Genomic DNA, 15,552 nt, shown 5'->3' with positions numbered 1-15,552 from the left:
TTTTTATGCACCGACAAGCTCAATACGGTTGCCGTCCGGGTCCGCAATCACCGCTTCATAGAAACCGTCCCCGGTCATACGCGGGGCGCTGAGCAGGGAGCCGCTTGCCTGCGCCTGCGCTGCCATACTGTCCACCTGCGCTTTGCTGCCGACGTTGATGGCGATATGCGCCCAGCCGACAAATTCCGGGTGCGAAGGTGCACTGGGCAGGCCCGGCAGCGTCATCAGCTCGATGGTCGGCCCGTCATCCAGGGTAATAAAGTGGGATTTAAACCCCGGACGATTTTTGCTGACGTAGCGGTCATTACTGCGGCCGCCAAACACCGTTTCCCAGAACTGAACTTGCGCGTCCAGGCTGCGGGTCCAGAGTGCGACATGTGCAATATTCATAAGATCCCTCGTTATTTGTCTGTGAGGACTTTCACCGGTAAAACAGGCTACACTCTGGTTTTGAGCGCGACAAGCTGAGGAAACAACAATGCACTACACACTGAAAGAAAGCGACAAGGAAAAAGCGGAAGGAACAAACGGCGCGGGCGCTCTACAGCAAAAACTGCTGGAATCCCGTTCGATTGTCATCTCCGGAGAGATTAACCAGGAGCTGGCCCAGAAGGTCATCACTCAGATGATCCTGCTGCAAAGCGTCAGCAACGATCCGATCAAGCTGTACATCAACAGTCAGGGCGGCCACGTAGAAGCGGGCGACACCATCCACGACTTCATTAAGTTTATCCGTCCGGAAGTGCATGTGATCGGCACCGGCTGGGTGGCGAGCGCCGGGATCACCATCTTCCTGGCGGCGAAAAAAGAGCACCGCTACGCTCTGCCGAATACCCGCTTTATGATCCACCAGCCGCTGGGCGGCGTGCGCGGTCAGGCAACGGATATCGAAATCGAAGCGCGCGAGATCATCCGCATGCTGGAGCGCGTGAACAAGCTGATTGCTGACGCCACCGGCCAGCCGCTGGAGAAAGTGAAGAAAGACACCGACCGTAACTTCTGGATGTCACCGGCGGAAGCGCTGGACTACGGCATCGTGGGTAAACTGATTACCCATTATGACGAGCTGAACCTGGATTAAGTTTAAGCCGGCGTGTGCGTCGGGTGACGGCTTCGCCTTACCCGACCTACGCGCGCTCGATTGACCCATGACAAGTTCCCCCCTCGCTGTCTCTTCTATAATCGCGCCTGTCTCCCCTCTCACTGGTGCTATCCATGGCGTATCAACTGAACCTGAACTGGCCGGAATTTCTTGAAAAATACTGGCAAAAACAACCCGTTGTGCTGAAAAATGCCTTCCCGAATTTTGTCGACCCCATTACCCCTGATGAACTGGCGGGTCTGGCGATGGAGCCGGAAGTTGATAGCCGCCTGGTAAGCCATGCTAACGGCAAGTGGCAGGCGAGCAATGGCCCGTTTGAGCATTTCGATAACCTCGGTGAAACCGGCTGGTCCCTGCTGGCGCAGGCGGTGAACCACTGGCATATGCCCGCGGCAGAGCTGGTGCGTCCGTTCCGCGTCCTGCCGGACTGGCGTCTCGATGACCTGATGATCTCCTTCTCCGTCCCGGGTGGCGGCGTTGGGCCGCATATCGATCAGTACGATGTGTTTATTATCCAGGGGATGGGCAGCCGCCGCTGGCGCGTGGGGGACAAGCTGCCGATGCGTCAGTTCTGTCCGCATCCGGCCCTGCTGCATGTCGATCCGTTTGAGCCGATCATCGACGAAGATCTGGCCCCGGGCGATATCCTCTACATTCCGCCTGGATTCCCGCATGACGGCTTCACCCATGAAACCGCGCTCAACTACTCTGTCGGTTTCCGCGGGCCGAACGGTCGCGATCTGATCAGCAGCTTTGCCGACTACGCGCTGGAGAACGATCTGGGCGGCGAACATTACAGCGATCCGGATCTGACCTGCCGCGAACACCCTGGCCGCGTGGAGCAGTACGAGCTCGATCGCATTCGCCAGATGATGATCGACATGATTAGCAAGCCAGATGATTTTACGAAATGGTTTGGCAGCTTCGTCTCCACGCCGCGTCACGAGCTGGATATTGCCGCCGCCGAGCCGCCGTATTCCGTAGAAGAGGTGCTCGACGCGCTGCAAGGGGGCGAAACGCTCTCCCGCCTGAGCGGGCTGCGCGTGCTGAACATCAACGGCAGCGTCTTTATCAACAGCGAACAGCTGGAAACGGCGGATGTGAACGGTGCGGATGCGCTGTGCCGCTTCACCGAGCTCGGCCAGGCTGAGCTGGGCGATGCGCTGAATAATCCGGCGTTTGTGGAAGAGCTGACCGGTTTGATTAATCAGGGCTACTGGTTCTTCGACGAGTAACAGCAGGCGGCGTTTAGTCAGGCTAAACGCCGCCAGGTTCAAACCAGCATATTACAGGCCTTCCAGTAGTTAAGAAGCCGCTCATCGTCGCGCTCTTTCTCCGCTTTGATTTTCATCGCCTGGGCGAGATTTTCTCGCGATACTTCATGGCCTTTTTGCACGATGTCTAAAACCGCTTCACCAAGAGCCAGTGAAATTTCTGCCCGATTATTGCGAATCGTCATAAATACCTCCTCGTTGGTTGCGATAATTTAATTATGAACGGGAAATAATCAGTCGGTAATAATTCATCTCATTCTTATTTTTTCATTTCGGCGTTAAGTAGACTTAATATTCGGTTCTGTCAATGATGTTTCAAAATGCTAATAAGACGTTTAAGCCTGAATTTATGCGCTACAGTTAATTTCGTGCAACAGGCAAATAACCGAAACAGGAGAATAATTATGGTAGATAAAAGCGCAATTAAGGATCACACTCAGGTTGTCGCCAGCTGCGGAACGCACGTCGGGGTTGTGGACCATCTTGATGGTGAGCGTATCAAGCTTGCGAAGAGCGATCCGGAATCGGGCGGCAAGCACCACTTTATTCCTCTCGGCTGGGTTGATAATGTCGAAGATAATAAAGTTGTCCTGACCAAAAACCATAAAGAGGTTTTTGCTGAGTGGCAGGAAGCATAAATATATTTCTCGCAAGGAAATATATGCCTTCGCTCCGGCTTCGTCCGGAGCGTAATAGTGTCTGCGCCCGGTGATTGCTGCCATTACAAATGGATGGTACTGTTTTGCCTGTCCTTTCCCCGATGCAGGCCCCAAATGATGCTCCAGAGTGAAAATAGATCAGCGAAACGCATATTTTTTGTTGAAGATTTTCAGGTATTCGGCGAGCGCTACGGCATCGACTACCGTTTCCCCCAGTTAAAAGAGGCGCAGGTCAGCTGTAGCCCCGTGTTGCAGGGGAATGTTGAAGAGATGATGCTCTCGTCCGGCATTTCGCTGACCCACTCCGACGTACGTGTACTACAGCCCTATGAAACCACCTCTCGCCACAGCAGCCCGCTCTATATGCTGGTGGTGCTGGAAGGGTGCGTGACGCTCACGCTCAATGGTATCAATTATCCCGTCCGCCCGGGCATGGCGTTCAGCTCACGTCTGAGTGAAGATCAGGTGATGAGCGCGCGTCACGATGCCGACAGCACGCTGAAAACGCTCTCGTTTGGCGTCTACCCGCACGATGCCGGACGTGAAGCCCTGCTTGAGTCATTGCTTCTGGAATGGCAAAGCCTGAATGCACCCGCGTTTGTCTGGCAGGTTCCCGAGTTTGTGATGTCAGGTATTCTGCATGCGCAGCGGCAGGGGGGAAGCGTGCTCTCACGCAAGCTGTTGCTGGAGGGGCTGATGTATCAGCTGCTCGGCCATGGCCTCAACCAGCGCCAGCAGCCTTGCCCAAGCCGCCCTGAGCACGCGCGTCTTGAACGCGTGCGGAGCCTGCTGGAACAGTCTCCTGAACGGGATCATACTCTCGCACAGCTGGCAGCCCTTGCCGCAATGAGCCCAAGCAGCCTGCGCAGCAAGTTCCGTCAGCGCTACGGCTGCACGCTCTTCGATTACCTTCGCGACTGTCGCCTTGCGCTGGCGCGCCGCTATCTGCTGGAAGGCCACAGCGTGCAGCAGGCGGCTTGGATGTGCGGGTATCAGCATGCCACCAACTTTGCCACCGCGTTTCGTCGTCATTACGGGATTTCACCGGGGGACGTGCGCAAACTCCGCTAACGTAATTTCTCCTGTCGCGCGAATGCATTTCGTGTGGTTTAGCATCGCGCATACGTAACCTGGCGGCACGCATAGCCGTTTGCACTCTCAAAAAGGTAATAATTCTTATTAACAATAAGAAATATCTCTGGAGAGGGTTATGTTTGCTAAATCGCGTCTGGCACTGCTGGTGGGATGGGTTACCGGTAGCGTCGCTTTTCCTTTACTGGCGCAGGATGCCCAAAAAACTGACACCGTGGTGGTGACCTCGCAGATGCAGTCTGCGGCCACCAAGCTTGAAACACCGGATATTGAAACCCCGCAGTCGGTCTCTATCGTCACTCGCGAGCAGTTCGAAGAGCAGGGCGCAACCAGCGTGCGTCAGGCCGTGAGCTACACGCCGGGGGTCTACAGCAACCAGATCGGGGCGTCAAACCGCTTTGACTACATGGTGCTGCGCGGTTTCTCGGACGGCAGCCTGGACAACGTCTACCTCGACGGCCTGAAGATGATGGGCGACACCAACTCCCACAGCTCGCTGGTGGTTGACCCGTGGTTCCTGGACAGTATCGAAGTCGTGCGCGGTCCGGCCTCCGTGCTCTATGGCCGCTCATCGCCGGGCGGGATTGTGGCGCTCACCTCCCGTAAGCCATCGTTCGATCCTGGCGGGGAGATCAAGCTCTTCGCCGGTAACAATAACCAGCGTGGGGCGATGTTCGACGTCACTGGCCCGGTTGATGATAACGACCGCGTGGCGGTGCGCCTCAGCGGGATGACCCGCTATGCCGATTCCCAGTTCGATCCGCTGAAGGAAGAGCGTTACGCCCTGATGCCGAGCCTGACCTGGCGTATCACCGACAACACCCGTCTGGATCTAATGGCCTACCTGCACCGCGATCCGGAAGGCGGCAGCCACTCCGGCCTGCCATATGAGGGCACCGTTGTACCGCACAGCGGTAAGAAAATCTCCAACACCTTCTTCGAGGGCGAGGACGATTACGACAAGTACGATCGTCGGGAAAACATGGTCGGCTATAACATCGAGCACCTGTTTGACAGCGGCTGGTCCGTGCGCCAGAAGCTGCGCTACCTGCACACCAAAGTCGAGCTGAACCAGGTGTATGCCGCAGGCTGGCTGAATGACACCGAGCTGAACCGCGGCTATTCCGGCTCCGACGAGAAGATGAACGCCATCACCCTGGATAACCAGGTCGACGGCAGCTTCGATACCGGGGCGGTAAACCACCGCGTGCTGATCGGCATGGACTACCAGGACCGCACCAACAACGTCACTGGCTACTACGGCGGCTTCCCGCCGATTGACGCTTTCCATCCTGTTTACGGCGCGAAGCCGGACTACATCACCCAGTACAGCAGGGAAAAACACAAGCTGCGCCAGACCGGCTACTACCTACAGGATCAGATGTCCATTGACCGCTGGCGCCTCACGCTGGGCGGGCGTTACGACCAGGTGAGCGTGTCGAACGTCGACAACTTCAACCACACCCGCAGCGATCTGGATAAAAATAACTTCAGCAGCCGCGCGGCGCTGCTGTATCTGTTTGATAACGGCGTCGCGCCGTACGTCAGCTACTCTACCGCCTTTACGCCGACCAGCTTTGCCGACGAGCAGGGCAACATTTTGGATCCGATGAAGGGCAAGCAGTGGGAAGCGGGTGTGAAGTATGAGCCGGAGGGGATGAACAGCCAGTTCAGCGCCTCGGTGTTCCGCATTAACCAGAAGAACATTGCCACTAAAGAGGAGCCGACCGATCCGTACCGTTCCATCGGTGAAATCGAATCCGAAGGCGTTGAACTGGAGGCGATTGGTCAGCTGACCGACAGCCTGCGTATGCAGGCGGCGTACACCTACACGGATATTCGCTACAAGAAGAGCAGCCCGGAAGAGGAGGGCAAGCGCGCCGTTTATGCCCCGCGTAACATGGCCAGCGCCTGGCTGAGCTACGACGTCAAAACCGGCCCTCTGGACGGCCTGACCGTCGGCTCCGGCGTGCGCTATGTCAACGGGATCGCCAGCGATCGCCAGAACACCCATACGCTTCCGTCGTACACGCTGGTGGATATGACCGTGGGGTATGACCTGTCGAAAGTGGGGCTCACGGGCGTGAGCGCGCAGTTGAACGTCAATAACCTGACGGACAGAAGCTACGTCGCGGCGTGTAACTCGCTCTCTTACTGCTACTTCGGTGCAGAACGCAGCATTGTGGGCAGCGTTTCGTGGAAGTTCTGAGTCGTTGACCATTGCCCGGTGGCGGTTTCCACCCTCTCCCTTTGGGAGAGGGTTGGGGTGAGGGCAACAGGCCGCACTACTCCTCCATCGCAATCACAATTGCCTCGCCCATCTTCCTCAGCGCTTCGCGGTTCTTCTCCGTCGGCGGCAACGCCACGTTGATCCGCAGGCAGTTGCGGTACTTCCCGGAGGCAGAAAACAGCGACCCGGCCGCAGCCTGGATCTTCAGACGGCACAGCTGCTTGCTGACGCACACCATATCGACCGTCTCCGGCAGCTCAACCCACAGCAGGAAGCTTCCCTGCGGGCGGGTGACGCATATCTCTGCCGGAAAATACTGCCGCACCCAGCAGGTATAGGTTTCCATATTCTGCTGATAAATCTGACGCATACGGCGCACGTGGCGATGGTAATGGCCGTCGCGAATAAACGCCGCCACCGCCATCTGCGTGCCCGGCACGTTAAACCCGCCCGCGGCGTACTTCATGTGCATCACCCGGTCGTAATAGCGCCCCGGCACGATCCAGCCGACCCGCAGGCCCGGCGCCACGGTTTTGGTAAACGAGCTGCATAAGAGCACGCGGCCATCTATGTCCATAGAATGAATGGTGCGCGGACGCGGGTACTCCGCCGCCAGCTCGCCGTAAATGTCATCCTCAACAATCACGATATCGTGCCGCTGTGCCAGGGCTAAGACCTGCTTCTTGCGAGACTCCGGCATGATAAACCCGAGCGGGTTATTGCAGTTCGGCACCAGGATCACCGCCTTGATCGGCCATTGCTCCAGCGCCAGCTCTAACGCCTCGATGCTGATCCCGGTCTCGGGATCGGTGGGAATTTCAATGGCCTTGATGTCAAAGCCGCGCAGCATCTGCATGGTGCCGTGAAACGATGGTGACTCGACTGCCACGATGTCACCCGGCTTGCACACCGAGAGCAGGGCGATCGACAGCGCGCCGTGGCAGCCGTTGGTGATGACAATCTCGTTTGCCGCCACGGTGGAGCCGCCATCCAGCATCAGACGGGCGATTTGCTCGCGTAGCTCCAGGCGCCCGTCGAGCACGTCATAGCTCAGCATTTCGCCCGGATTATGCTGCGCAATGCGGCTCATCTCACGCCACAGCGGCTTCAGGCTCGGTTGGTTAATGTCCGGTGAGCCGCCGCCAAAGGAGATCATCTCTTTGTCGGCGCGGGCGTCCAGCAGCATCATCACTTCGTCCCACTGGGTGACGTCCACGGGGCGCTGCACCGGGCGCGTCATCGCCGGGACGGGCGGCTGGGCTTTGCGTTTCGAGACAAAATAGCCGGAGCGCGGCTGAGGCGTAATCAGCTGGCGGTTTTCGAGGATCTGGTAGGCTTGCTGTATGGTGCTGATGCTCACGCCGTGCTCCTGGCTCAGCGTGCGTACCGACGGCAGACGTTCACCGCTGCGATACAGCCCTTGTTCGATACGTTCCGCCAGGAGGTTGGCCAGATGTTGATAGCGCGTCATGCTGTATCCTTTTTTTTCACCATACAGAGCATTAAACCAGTACAGATTGATGGGTAAACCACCATGCAGATACCGTTTTAGCGGATCTGTATGGTAAACAAAAGCAGTTTTTGACTCTGTATTGTACTGGCCGTTTTCCATGATGATAACTCCACTGGCACAGCGAGGAGAGCATCATGGAATTCTACGAGAATCGTTCAAAACGTCCGTTTATCGCGTTTGTCTGGGTAGCGAAAACGCTGCGTAACTGGTATCGCATCAACCGTACCCGCCGTATTCTGAGCCAGATGAGCGACGAGCAGCTCAAGGACGTCGGGTTATCGCGATATGATGTGTGAGCATAGGGTTGCCCGGTGGCGCTACGCTTACCGGGCCTACAGGAGACCGTAGGCCGGGTAAGGCGCAGCCGCCACCTGGCGGTTTTCAGCTCAACAGCGCAAGCGTCTGCCGTTTCGGCCTTTCCAGCAGCTCAACCGCCTCCTGATATGACCGCACGTTGTTATAGCCCATCACCAGCCCGTAGCGTTTGCCCGACCCGCGATACCACGCCGAAAGCGCATTGACCTGCAATTGCTGTTCCTGCCAGCAGCGGGCGATCTCCCGGTCAGCGCTTCCCTTTGCGAGGAACGCGACAATATGCATTCCACCGTCGTTTTGCTCGGTGAAGAACAGATCACCATAGACCTCACGCAGGGCGGCAATCATCCAGTCGCGGCGGGTTTGATAGAGCGCGCGCATCTTTTTCAGATGACGGAAAAAATGCCCCTCGTTGAGAAAGGCTGTGAGGATCTTTTGCGTCAGCACCGGCTGGCCGCTGGTGAGGATGTCCGCGCTGTCGGTAAACGCGCCGACGGTGCTGGCGGGCATCACCACGTAGCCCATGCGCAGTGAAGGCATGATGGTTTTGCTGAAGGTGCCCATAAAGATCACCCTGTCATGCTGGTCGAGGCTTTTCAACGACGGCAGCACTTTGCGGGTGTAGTGAAATTCGCCGTCATAATCATCTTCGATAATCCATGCCTCGTTTTGTGACGCCCAGTCGAGCAGCTGCTGCTTGCGCGGCAGGGAGAGCGTCACCGCCAGCGGACTCTGGTGCGACGGGGTAACGATGGCGAAGCGGGCATCGTGGTGATTACGCAGCAGGTAGTCCGTATCCATCCCTGCGCGATCGACCGGCACGGTGTGCAGGCGGGGCACAATGCGCTTGAGCAACTGCTGGCCCATAAAGTAGCCCGGATCCTCAAATACCACCTTATCGCTGCGGCTGGCGAGCGTGTCGAGGATCAGGCGCAGGCTGCCGCTGTAGCCGCTGGTGATCAGCACCTGTTCTGCGGTGCAGGACAACCCGCGCGAGATATTGAGATAGCGGGCAATTGCCTCGCGCAGCGGATACCAGCCCAGCACCGGCGGGTTGAGCATTTCATCCTGACGCATGGCGCGCGTCGCCTGGCCTGCCAGCAGCAGCCATTTTTTATAGGGGAAGCTGTCGAGCGCGGGAATGCCGGGGCGCAGAAAACCGGCCCGTTCGCGCTGGCTAATCAACGACGCCGGCAGCGTGCCGGTCGCTTGTTCTGCCGGGGCGTTTTGCGCGGGCAGCAGAAGATCCGGATTCACCCGCGTGCCGCGCGCGCCCTGGCTTACCAGATATCCTTCCCCCGTCAGAATGGCATAGGCTGTTTCAACGGTTTTTCGCGCGACCTTAAGCTCTTCAGCCAGCACGCGGATGGCAGGCACTTTGTCGCCGGGCTTCAGTACGCCGCGTGTGATGTTATCGCGATAGCGGGTATAAATGTCGTGATAGCCCGGCTTCATGTCCTACCTCATTTCAGGTTTTTTGTGTCTTTTTAATATGTCATTAACGGCGTAGATTTGCCTCATCGCATGATAAAAACCGCACAAAAAAGAGGAAAGACAATGAGCACCCGCGTAAACCACCACAAAGCCACACCTGCACTCGCCAACGCGCTTTCCGCCCTGAGCATGGAAGTGGCGAAAACCTCCATTGATCCGGCGCTGAAGCACCTGATCGACATTCGCGTCTCGCAGCTGAACGGCTGTACCTTCTGCCTGGATATGCATTCGAAAGAGGCCAAAATTGCCGGCGAGCGCGAGCTGCGCCTGTACCATCTGGCGGCATGGCGCGAGTCGCCGCTGTTCAGCGCCCGCGAGAAAGCCGCGCTGGCCTTCACCGAAGCGCTGACCCAGATTGGCGTTCACGGCGTGAGCGACGCGCTGTACCGCAGCGTGGCGGAGCACTTCTCGGACGTGGAGATTTCAGAGCTGAACTTCGCCATCGTAGCGATCAACGCCTGGAACCGCCTGGGCATTACCTCCCGCATGGAGCCGGGCTCGCTGGATGCGGCATATGGGCTGAACAAGGCTAACCTGGAGTAATCCCGCGCTCGCGGATTATCGCCACCAGCGCCCGTAAGCCTGGCGGGACGTGACGATGGCGAGTGGGGGATTCGGGCGTTTATGGAGCCGAGGTCGATTGTGGGTTAAACCCTGCCCGGTGGCGCTACGCTTACCGGGCCTACAAAACACCGTAGGCCGGATAAGCGCAGCGCCATCCGGCAAACACTTCGCTCCATACCGAAGCATTGTATCTCTTCATTCTGCATTCTCTCCCCAACATCACAACGGAGAGAAAACCATGATCGCAGTCCTTTTCGAAGCCAAAGCCGAACCCGCTTATCAGGCGCGCTATCTGCAACTGGCCGCAGAGCTTAAGCCTTTACTGGCCGACATCGACGGCTTTATTGATATCGAACGGTTCCAGAGCCTGACGACCGACGGCAAAATCCTGTCCCTTTCCTGGTGGCGGGATGAAGAGGCCGTCCGCCGCTGGAAGCAGAATGTCTTCCATCAGGCCGCGCAGGCCGAAGGCCGGGCGTCGATTTTTTCTTTCTACCGTATTCGCGTGGCGCAGCTGATGCGGGAGTACAGCTCCGAAACGGGAGGGCACGCGGATGTATGACGTTCATGTGATTTTCGACAACAGGCCCGGCGAGCTGGGTGAAATTGCGGCGGCGCTGGAACAGGCCATTGCCGCTGTAGCGGCTACAATGGCCGATCCGTCGCGCGTGAAGATGCTCTGTGCTCTGATGGACGGGCGGGCGTGGACGGCTACAGAGCTGAGCGTGGCGGCAGACGTTGCGCCGTCGACCGCCAGTGGGCATCTCGCGCGGCTGGTGGAGGGAAAGTTGATTACCTGCCTGTCTCAGGGGCGGCATCGCTACTATCGCCTGGCGGGACACGACGTGGCGGCGCTTGTCGAGCAGATGATGGGGCTCTCCTGGAGCCGCATCACGCCGCCGGAAACCTCCGCGCCAAAAGCCCTGCGCGAAGCACGAACCTGCTACGACCATCTTGCCGGAACGGTGGCGGTGCATATCTATGAATTCATGCAGGCGGAAGGCTGGCTTGAGGCAGACGGTTCAGCGCTCACGCTACATGGCCGCGAGCAGTTTCTGAAGCTTGGTATTCCGTTAAATCCCAATACCCGTCGCAAGGCGTGCTGCGCCTGCCTGGACTGGAGCGAGCGGCGGTTTCATCTGGGGGGAGAGGCCGGCGCGGCGCTGCTCATCCACATGGAAAGCAAAGGTTGGATCCAGCGGGTGGCGGGGTACAGGGAGGTGGTGGTGACGGCTTCGGGGAAAAGTGCCGTCAGGAAGCATTTTAGCCGCTAAACGCCGTTGCGGGCTGATGCCCTCACCCCGACCCTCTCCCACAGGGAGAGGGAGAACATCGTTTCGCAATTCCTGCGCTTTAACTTCTCGTTTCTTGATACTTACCCTGATAACTATTATCGTAATGGCGTACTACGAGAGGATTCCCCATGAGTGAAGAAGATCTGTTTAGCCGCAGGCCGATGGGCATGCGGATGGCGATGATCGTGCGTCAGTGGCGCGCAGTCATCGACGACGCCATTCTCGACACCGGGTTAACCCAGTCGAGCTGGACGGTGATGATGCAGCTTCATCAACTCGGGGATAACGTCTCGGTCAGCGAGCTGGCGGAAGTGCAGGGGATTGAACTGCCTCCGCTAATGCGTACGCTGACACAGCTGGAAAAGCAGGGCTATCTGCTGCGCACCGTCTCGCCGTATGACAAGCGTATCCGGCTGCTGACGCTGACGCCTGAGGGAAAAGCCATTCTTGAAAGGCTCTCTCAGGTGATTGAGACGTATCAGGCGCGCGTATCGCAAAACATCGCGCCGGAACATCTCGATATTTTCAGCGCCACACTCAATCAAATCGCCTGCAATTTGCGGACAATCCGCGAAGAAGATAATAAGACCGAAAAATAATGACTCCTGAACAAAAGTTTGCCCGCTGGGTAAGGGTGAGTATTGCCTCTTTCCTGCTGATGTTTGTCTACTTTATCGTCGCGGATATCTGGATCCCGCTGACGCCGGACTCCACCGTGATGCGCGTGGTGACCCCGGTGTCTGCACGCGTCTCCGGGTATGTGGCGGCGGTACATGTCCACAACAATAGCCAGGTTAAGAGAGGCGATCTGCTGTTTGAGCTCGACGCCACGCCGTTTCGCAATAAGGTCGAAGCGGCGCAGATTGCGCTGGAACAGGCGCGTCTGTCTAACGATCAGCTGGACGCGCAGATTGCCGCGGCGCAGGCCAGCCTGAAAACCGCGGTGCTGACGGCGCGTAATGACAAAGTGACCTTCGACCGCTACCAGAAACTGAGTACCTTGCAGAACGTGTCGCAGGCGGATCTGGATAAGGTCCGTACCACCTGGCAGAGCAGCGAGCAGTCCGTCAGCTCGATTCAGGCGAATATTCATAACCTGCGCATTCAGCGCGGCGAGCGGGATGAGCACCGCAACGTGACGCTGCAAAAATACCGTAACGCGCTGGATGAAGCGGAGCTGAATCTTGGCTGGACGAAGGTCTACGCCGAGGCGGACGGCACGGTCAGTAACCTGCAATTAAGCCCCGGTTTTTACGCCTCGTCCGGTTCGGCTGCGCTGGCGCTGGTGAACACCCGGATCGATATCGTGGCGGATTTCCGCGAGAAGAGCCTGCGGCATACCCACCAGGGGACCGACGCCGCCGTGGTGTTCGACGCCTTCCCGGGGCAAGTTTTCCGTGCCCACGTCACCAGCAGCGACGCGGGGATCCTCGCCGGACAGGAGGCCGTAAACGGTCAACTTTCTGAACCGGAAACCTCCAACCGCTGGGTGCGTGATGCCCAGCGTATGCGCATTCACGTGGCGCTGGACGAAGCCTTACCGAAGTCGCTGCCGACCGGCGCGCGCGCCACCGTGCAGCTCTACAATAGCGAAGGGCCGTTTGCGCGATTCTTCTCCGGGATGCAAATCCATCTGGTGAGCCTGCTTCACTATGTCTATTAGCACCCTGGCGCGGGTATTTACCCCGCACGGCAACATCGTCTATACGGCAAACGACTTCCGCCAGACCCTGCGTATCGTCTTTGCCGGGATGATTGCGCTCAGTATTTCGAGTTTCTACAACACCAGCTACGGCGTGTTTTTTGTGGTCTATCCGATCATGCTGCTCTCGCTGGTGCCGGTGTTTAACCGCCACGTGGCGAAGCAGTTTATCTTCAGCGCCTCGCTGAACTGCATCGAAATGGTGTTTATCATCGGCTATCTGTCCCAGTGGCCGGTCATTATGACGCTGGTGGTGTTTGCCCTGTACGTGATGCGTTTTCGCTTTATGAGTAAGGGGCCGCTGTTCCTGTTCGGCTCGATGGGCGTGGTTTGCCAGAGCGTGATGCTCAACTTTATGAGCTACCCCACCACCAACTGGCACACGCTTTTATTCTCTAACATCGAAGCGAGCGTGATGGCGGTGTGCCTGAGCGCGTTGATGAACTACCTGCTGCCGGACGTGGAGCCGCGTAAGCCGCCGCCGCTGATCGAGAAAGATGACGCCCGCGTGCGCCACGAGTCTCTGCTCTCGGGCACCGTGGCGACGCTGATTTTCGTGGTGTTCCAGATGAGCGACTTAAGCGATTCGCTTTCGGCGCTGATGGCGGGCATTCTGATCCTGTTCCCGATGCACTATCGCGGCTCGGTTATCAGCTCCATCTGGCGCGTAGTCGGCGTGGTGCTGGGGTGTCTTTATATCCTTGTCGTCCAGCTTATCCTCTACGATCACAGCAGCCATATGCTGCTAATGATGCCGCTGATTGGCCTTGGACTGGCGTTTGGCGCGCGTCTGCACGTAATGGAGAAGGTCGGCGCCGGGGTAGGCTTCGCCAGTATCACCACCATCGGCATTATGTTCGGGCAGAACATGCACCCGGACAGCGACCTGGTGTTCAGCGATCTGTACCGCATCACCTCCGTCACCTTCGCGCTGGTGGTCACGCTGACGATGGTCTTTCTGGTGCACCTGATCCTGAACCGCTTCGAGGCGACGCGCTACGTTATCGCGCCGCCAAAAGCGGATTAATGCCCCAGCACGGCGGGCAGTTGCGAGAGCAGAAACAGGATCAGGCCAATTGTTCCGCCCACCAGGGTACCGTTAACGCGAATGAACTGAAGATCTTTACCGATATTGAGTTCTATCTGGCGTGACATGTCTTTGGCATCCCAGCTTTTCACCGTGTCGCTGATATGGCGCGTCAGGAACGCGGCGAAATCCGGCGCCACGCGGTGCGCGGCCTGCTCCAGATGCTCATTCAGCGACGCCCGCAGGCTGGCGTCGTTGGTCAGCGTTTCGCCAAACCACAGCCCGGCGTTGGCGATACGCTGCTTCACGCGGGAATCATCGCTTTGCATGTCATTTTTCAGCCACTGGCGCAGGTCAGCCCACATTTCCCCCAGATAGCGGTTAAAGGCTTCGTCATTCTTCAGGTAGTGTTTGATATTCTCGGCTTTTGCCGTCATCTCCGGATCGTTTTTCAGATTGTCGATGAACTTGATCGTGGCGCGGTCAAACGCCTGACGGATCTGGTGCGTGCGGTCGTGGCTGATATCGTCCAGCAGCGTGTTCACCGCGTTCGACACCATCTCCGCGCTTTGATCGCCCAGCCACTCGGTGGGCAGCACCATCGCCTTGCGCGGATGCTCGGTCTTAAGCCAGTGGACGATCTGGTCGGCAATAAATTCCCGCGTGCTTTCCCGCTGAATCAGGGTAATCAGGCGGTTGATGATGGCGTCCAGCAGCACCTGGTGACGGTTGTTTTTGGTCATGCTTTCCAGCATGACGGCGCTGGTCTCGGTTAGATCGACCTTGTCGATAGCCTTGTGGACGGCGCGTTTGAGCAGGCGCTGAATGCGTCCATCGTCGGTAAGTTCCAGAAAACCGCTCATCACCTGCACCAGATGCTGCCCCACGCGCCGGGCGTTATCGGGCTGGCTGAACCAGGCCCCAATCATCTGTGCGGGCTCGTAGCGACGGATAAGATCGACAAGGGATTGCGTATCGAGAAACTTTTCCTGCACGAACTGGCCGAGATTGTCGCCGATGCGGTCTTTATTGCGCGGGATAATCGCCGTATGGCGCGAGATAAAGGGAATTGGCACCCGGCGGAACAGCGCGACAACGGCAAACCAGTCCGCCAGCGCGCCGACCATCGCCGCTTCGGCAATGGCCTTTACGCCGCGCACCCAGAAGGTTTGCGGCAGGAACAGAGTGGTGATAAACGCTGCGACGGCAATCAGCAGCAGCGACAGCGCGAGAAGCTTGGCGCGTTTGAGTTCGGTATGTTTTTCCATGGGTTAAGGATAGAGGG

General features: G+C 57.9%; 16 protein-coding genes and 1 pseudogene. 12 read left to right on the top strand and 5 right to left on the bottom strand.

What is annotated here, in order from left to right:
• Positions 1 to 3: 3 nt before the first annotated feature.
• Complete coding sequence (locus tag SK54_RS20555) at positions 4 to 390, bottom strand: VOC family protein (protein WP_017383871.1); 387 nt, start codon at positions 388 to 390, stop codon at positions 4 to 6.
• 85 nt (positions 391 to 475) lie between these two features.
• Here SK54_RS20555 and SK54_RS20550 point away from each other — a divergent pair.
• Together SK54_RS20550 and SK54_RS20545 are read left to right on the top strand one after the other, a co-directional pair.
• Positions 476 to 1,081 (top strand): annotated as a pseudogene (locus SK54_RS20550) (ATP-dependent Clp protease proteolytic subunit); the annotation flags it as partial.
• A 134-nt stretch (positions 1,082 to 1,215) separates the two neighbouring features.
• On the top strand, positions 1,216 to 2,337 hold the full coding sequence (locus SK54_RS20545; protein WP_023303029.1) for a ribosomal protein uL16 3-hydroxylase: 1,122 nt from the start codon (positions 1,216 to 1,218) through the stop codon (positions 2,335 to 2,337).
• A 38-nt stretch (positions 2,338 to 2,375) separates the two neighbouring features.
• Here SK54_RS20545 and SK54_RS20540 read toward each other — a convergent pair whose 3' ends face one another.
• Positions 2,376 to 2,561: a hypothetical protein gene (locus tag SK54_RS20540; RefSeq protein WP_023295865.1), complete on the bottom strand. Its 186-nt coding sequence runs from the start codon at positions 2,559 to 2,561 to the stop codon at positions 2,376 to 2,378.
• 219 nt (positions 2,562 to 2,780) lie between these two features.
• On the opposite strand from SK54_RS20540, the gene SK54_RS20535 reads away from it, so the two are divergent.
• The 3 genes from SK54_RS20535 (at position 2,781) to foxA (ending at position 6,336) form a co-directional block, all read left to right on the top strand.
• Positions 2,781 to 3,014: a DUF2171 domain-containing protein gene (locus SK54_RS20535; protein ID WP_048247847.1), complete on the top strand. Its 234-nt coding sequence runs from the start codon at positions 2,781 to 2,783 to the stop codon at positions 3,012 to 3,014.
• Between the two features lie 135 nt (positions 3,015 to 3,149).
• Entirely contained in the window at positions 3,150 to 4,106 is a 957-nt protein-coding gene (locus SK54_RS20530) for a helix-turn-helix domain-containing protein (protein ID WP_048247845.1), read from the top strand.
• 121 nt (positions 4,107 to 4,227) lie between these two features.
• Positions 4,228 to 6,336 (top strand): ferrioxamine B receptor FoxA, encoded by a 2,109-nt coding sequence (gene foxA, locus SK54_RS20525; protein WP_103270103.1) that lies wholly within the window; start codon positions 4,228 to 4,230, stop codon positions 6,334 to 6,336.
• A gap of 76 nt (positions 6,337 to 6,412) precedes the next feature.
• Here foxA and SK54_RS20520 read toward each other — a convergent pair whose 3' ends face one another.
• Positions 6,413 to 7,828, bottom strand: coding sequence for an aminotransferase-like domain-containing protein (locus SK54_RS20520; RefSeq protein ID WP_026080655.1), 1,416 nt, complete (start codon positions 7,826 to 7,828; stop codon positions 6,413 to 6,415).
• A 176-nt stretch (positions 7,829 to 8,004) separates the two neighbouring features.
• Between SK54_RS20520 and SK54_RS20515 the strand changes: the two genes are divergently transcribed.
• On the top strand, positions 8,005 to 8,166 hold the full coding sequence (locus SK54_RS20515) for a DUF1127 domain-containing protein (protein ID WP_003863073.1): 162 nt from the start codon (positions 8,005 to 8,007) through the stop codon (positions 8,164 to 8,166).
• An 85-nt stretch (positions 8,167 to 8,251) separates the two neighbouring features.
• On the opposite strand, the gene SK54_RS20510 is transcribed toward SK54_RS20515, so the two are convergent.
• A complete protein-coding gene (locus SK54_RS20510; RefSeq protein WP_017694575.1) occupies positions 8,252 to 9,640 on the bottom strand; it encodes a MocR-like pyridoxine biosynthesis transcription factor PdxR in 1,389 nt (462 codons plus the stop codon).
• Positions 9,641 to 9,742: 102 nt separating this feature from the next.
• On the opposite strand from SK54_RS20510, the gene SK54_RS20505 reads away from it, so the two are divergent.
• The 6 genes from SK54_RS20505 (at position 9,743) to SK54_RS20480 (ending at position 14,267) form a co-directional block, all read left to right on the top strand.
• A complete protein-coding gene (locus SK54_RS20505) occupies positions 9,743 to 10,222 on the top strand; it encodes a carboxymuconolactone decarboxylase family protein (RefSeq protein ID WP_010427243.1) in 480 nt (159 codons plus the stop codon).
• Between the two features lie 259 nt (positions 10,223 to 10,481).
• Complete coding sequence (locus SK54_RS20500) at positions 10,482 to 10,805, top strand: antibiotic biosynthesis monooxygenase family protein (RefSeq protein WP_017694574.1); 324 nt, start codon at positions 10,482 to 10,484, stop codon at positions 10,803 to 10,805.
• Entirely contained in the window at positions 10,798 to 11,517 is a 720-nt protein-coding gene (locus tag SK54_RS20495) for an ArsR/SmtB family transcription factor (RefSeq protein ID WP_017694573.1), read from the top strand. Before SK54_RS20500 ends, SK54_RS20495 begins: the two co-directional genes overlap by 8 nt.
• 149 nt (positions 11,518 to 11,666) lie before the next feature.
• Positions 11,667 to 12,137, top strand: a complete 471-nt coding sequence (locus tag SK54_RS20490) for a MarR family winged helix-turn-helix transcriptional regulator (RefSeq protein WP_015572576.1) — start codon at positions 11,667 to 11,669, stop codon at positions 12,135 to 12,137.
• A complete protein-coding gene (locus SK54_RS20485; protein WP_026094404.1) occupies positions 12,134 to 13,201 on the top strand; it encodes an HlyD family secretion protein in 1,068 nt (355 codons plus the stop codon). The genes SK54_RS20490 and SK54_RS20485 overlap by 4 nt, the downstream gene beginning before the upstream one ends.
• The gene (locus SK54_RS20480) at positions 13,191 to 14,267 is read left to right on the top strand and encodes a DUF2955 domain-containing protein (protein ID WP_015572578.1); all 1,077 of its coding nucleotides are present in this window, start codon (positions 13,191 to 13,193) and stop codon (positions 14,265 to 14,267) included. Before SK54_RS20485 ends, SK54_RS20480 begins: the two co-directional genes overlap by 11 nt.
• Here SK54_RS20480 and SK54_RS20475 read toward each other — a convergent pair.
• Positions 14,264 to 15,535 (bottom strand): DUF445 domain-containing protein, encoded by a 1,272-nt coding sequence (locus SK54_RS20475; RefSeq protein WP_017694571.1) that lies wholly within the window; start codon positions 15,533 to 15,535, stop codon positions 14,264 to 14,266. The two genes, SK54_RS20480 and SK54_RS20475, sit on opposite strands and share 4 nt — an antisense overlap.
• Positions 15,536 to 15,552: the final 17 nt, after the last annotated feature.

The organism is Enterobacter sp. MGH120 (assembly GCF_001037725.1).
GTDB classification, from domain to species: domain Bacteria; phylum Pseudomonadota; class Gammaproteobacteria; order Enterobacterales; family Enterobacteriaceae; genus Enterobacter; species Enterobacter hormaechei_C.
The sequence above is the reverse complement of the archived record's forward strand: the minus strand, read 5'-3'. Positions and strand labels throughout refer to the sequence as shown.

Coding starts and splice junctions, on each gene's coding strand:
- SK54_RS20510 (WP_017694575.1), bottom strand. CDS start 9,640: ATGAAGCCGGGCTATCACGACATTTATACCCGCTATCGCGATAACATC.
- SK54_RS20505 (WP_010427243.1), top strand. CDS start 9,743: ATGAGCACCCGCGTAAACCACCACAAAGCCACACCTGCACTCGCCAAC.
- SK54_RS20515 (WP_003863073.1), top strand. CDS start 8,005: ATGGAATTCTACGAGAATCGTTCAAAACGTCCGTTTATCGCGTTTGTC.
- SK54_RS20490 (WP_015572576.1), top strand. CDS start 11,667: ATGAGTGAAGAAGATCTGTTTAGCCGCAGGCCGATGGGCATGCGGATG.
- SK54_RS20475 (WP_017694571.1), bottom strand. CDS start 15,535: ATGGAAAAACATACCGAACTCAAACGCGCCAAGCTTCTCGCGCTGTCG.
- SK54_RS20495 (WP_017694573.1), top strand. CDS start 10,798: ATGTATGACGTTCATGTGATTTTCGACAACAGGCCCGGCGAGCTGGGT.
- SK54_RS20520 (WP_026080655.1), bottom strand. CDS start 7,828: ATGACGCGCTATCAACATCTGGCCAACCTCCTGGCGGAACGTATCGAA.
- SK54_RS20555 (WP_017383871.1), bottom strand. CDS start 390: ATGAATATTGCACATGTCGCACTCTGGACCCGCAGCCTGGACGCGCAA.
- SK54_RS20480 (WP_015572578.1), top strand. CDS start 13,191: ATGTCTATTAGCACCCTGGCGCGGGTATTTACCCCGCACGGCAACATC.
- SK54_RS20540 (WP_023295865.1), bottom strand. CDS start 2,561: ATGACGATTCGCAATAATCGGGCAGAAATTTCACTGGCTCTTGGTGAA.
- SK54_RS20545 (WP_023303029.1), top strand. CDS start 1,216: ATGGCGTATCAACTGAACCTGAACTGGCCGGAATTTCTTGAAAAATAC.
- SK54_RS20535 (WP_048247847.1), top strand. CDS start 2,781: ATGGTAGATAAAAGCGCAATTAAGGATCACACTCAGGTTGTCGCCAGC.
- SK54_RS20530 (WP_048247845.1), top strand. CDS start 3,150: ATGATGCTCCAGAGTGAAAATAGATCAGCGAAACGCATATTTTTTGTT.
- SK54_RS20500 (WP_017694574.1), top strand. CDS start 10,482: ATGATCGCAGTCCTTTTCGAAGCCAAAGCCGAACCCGCTTATCAGGCG.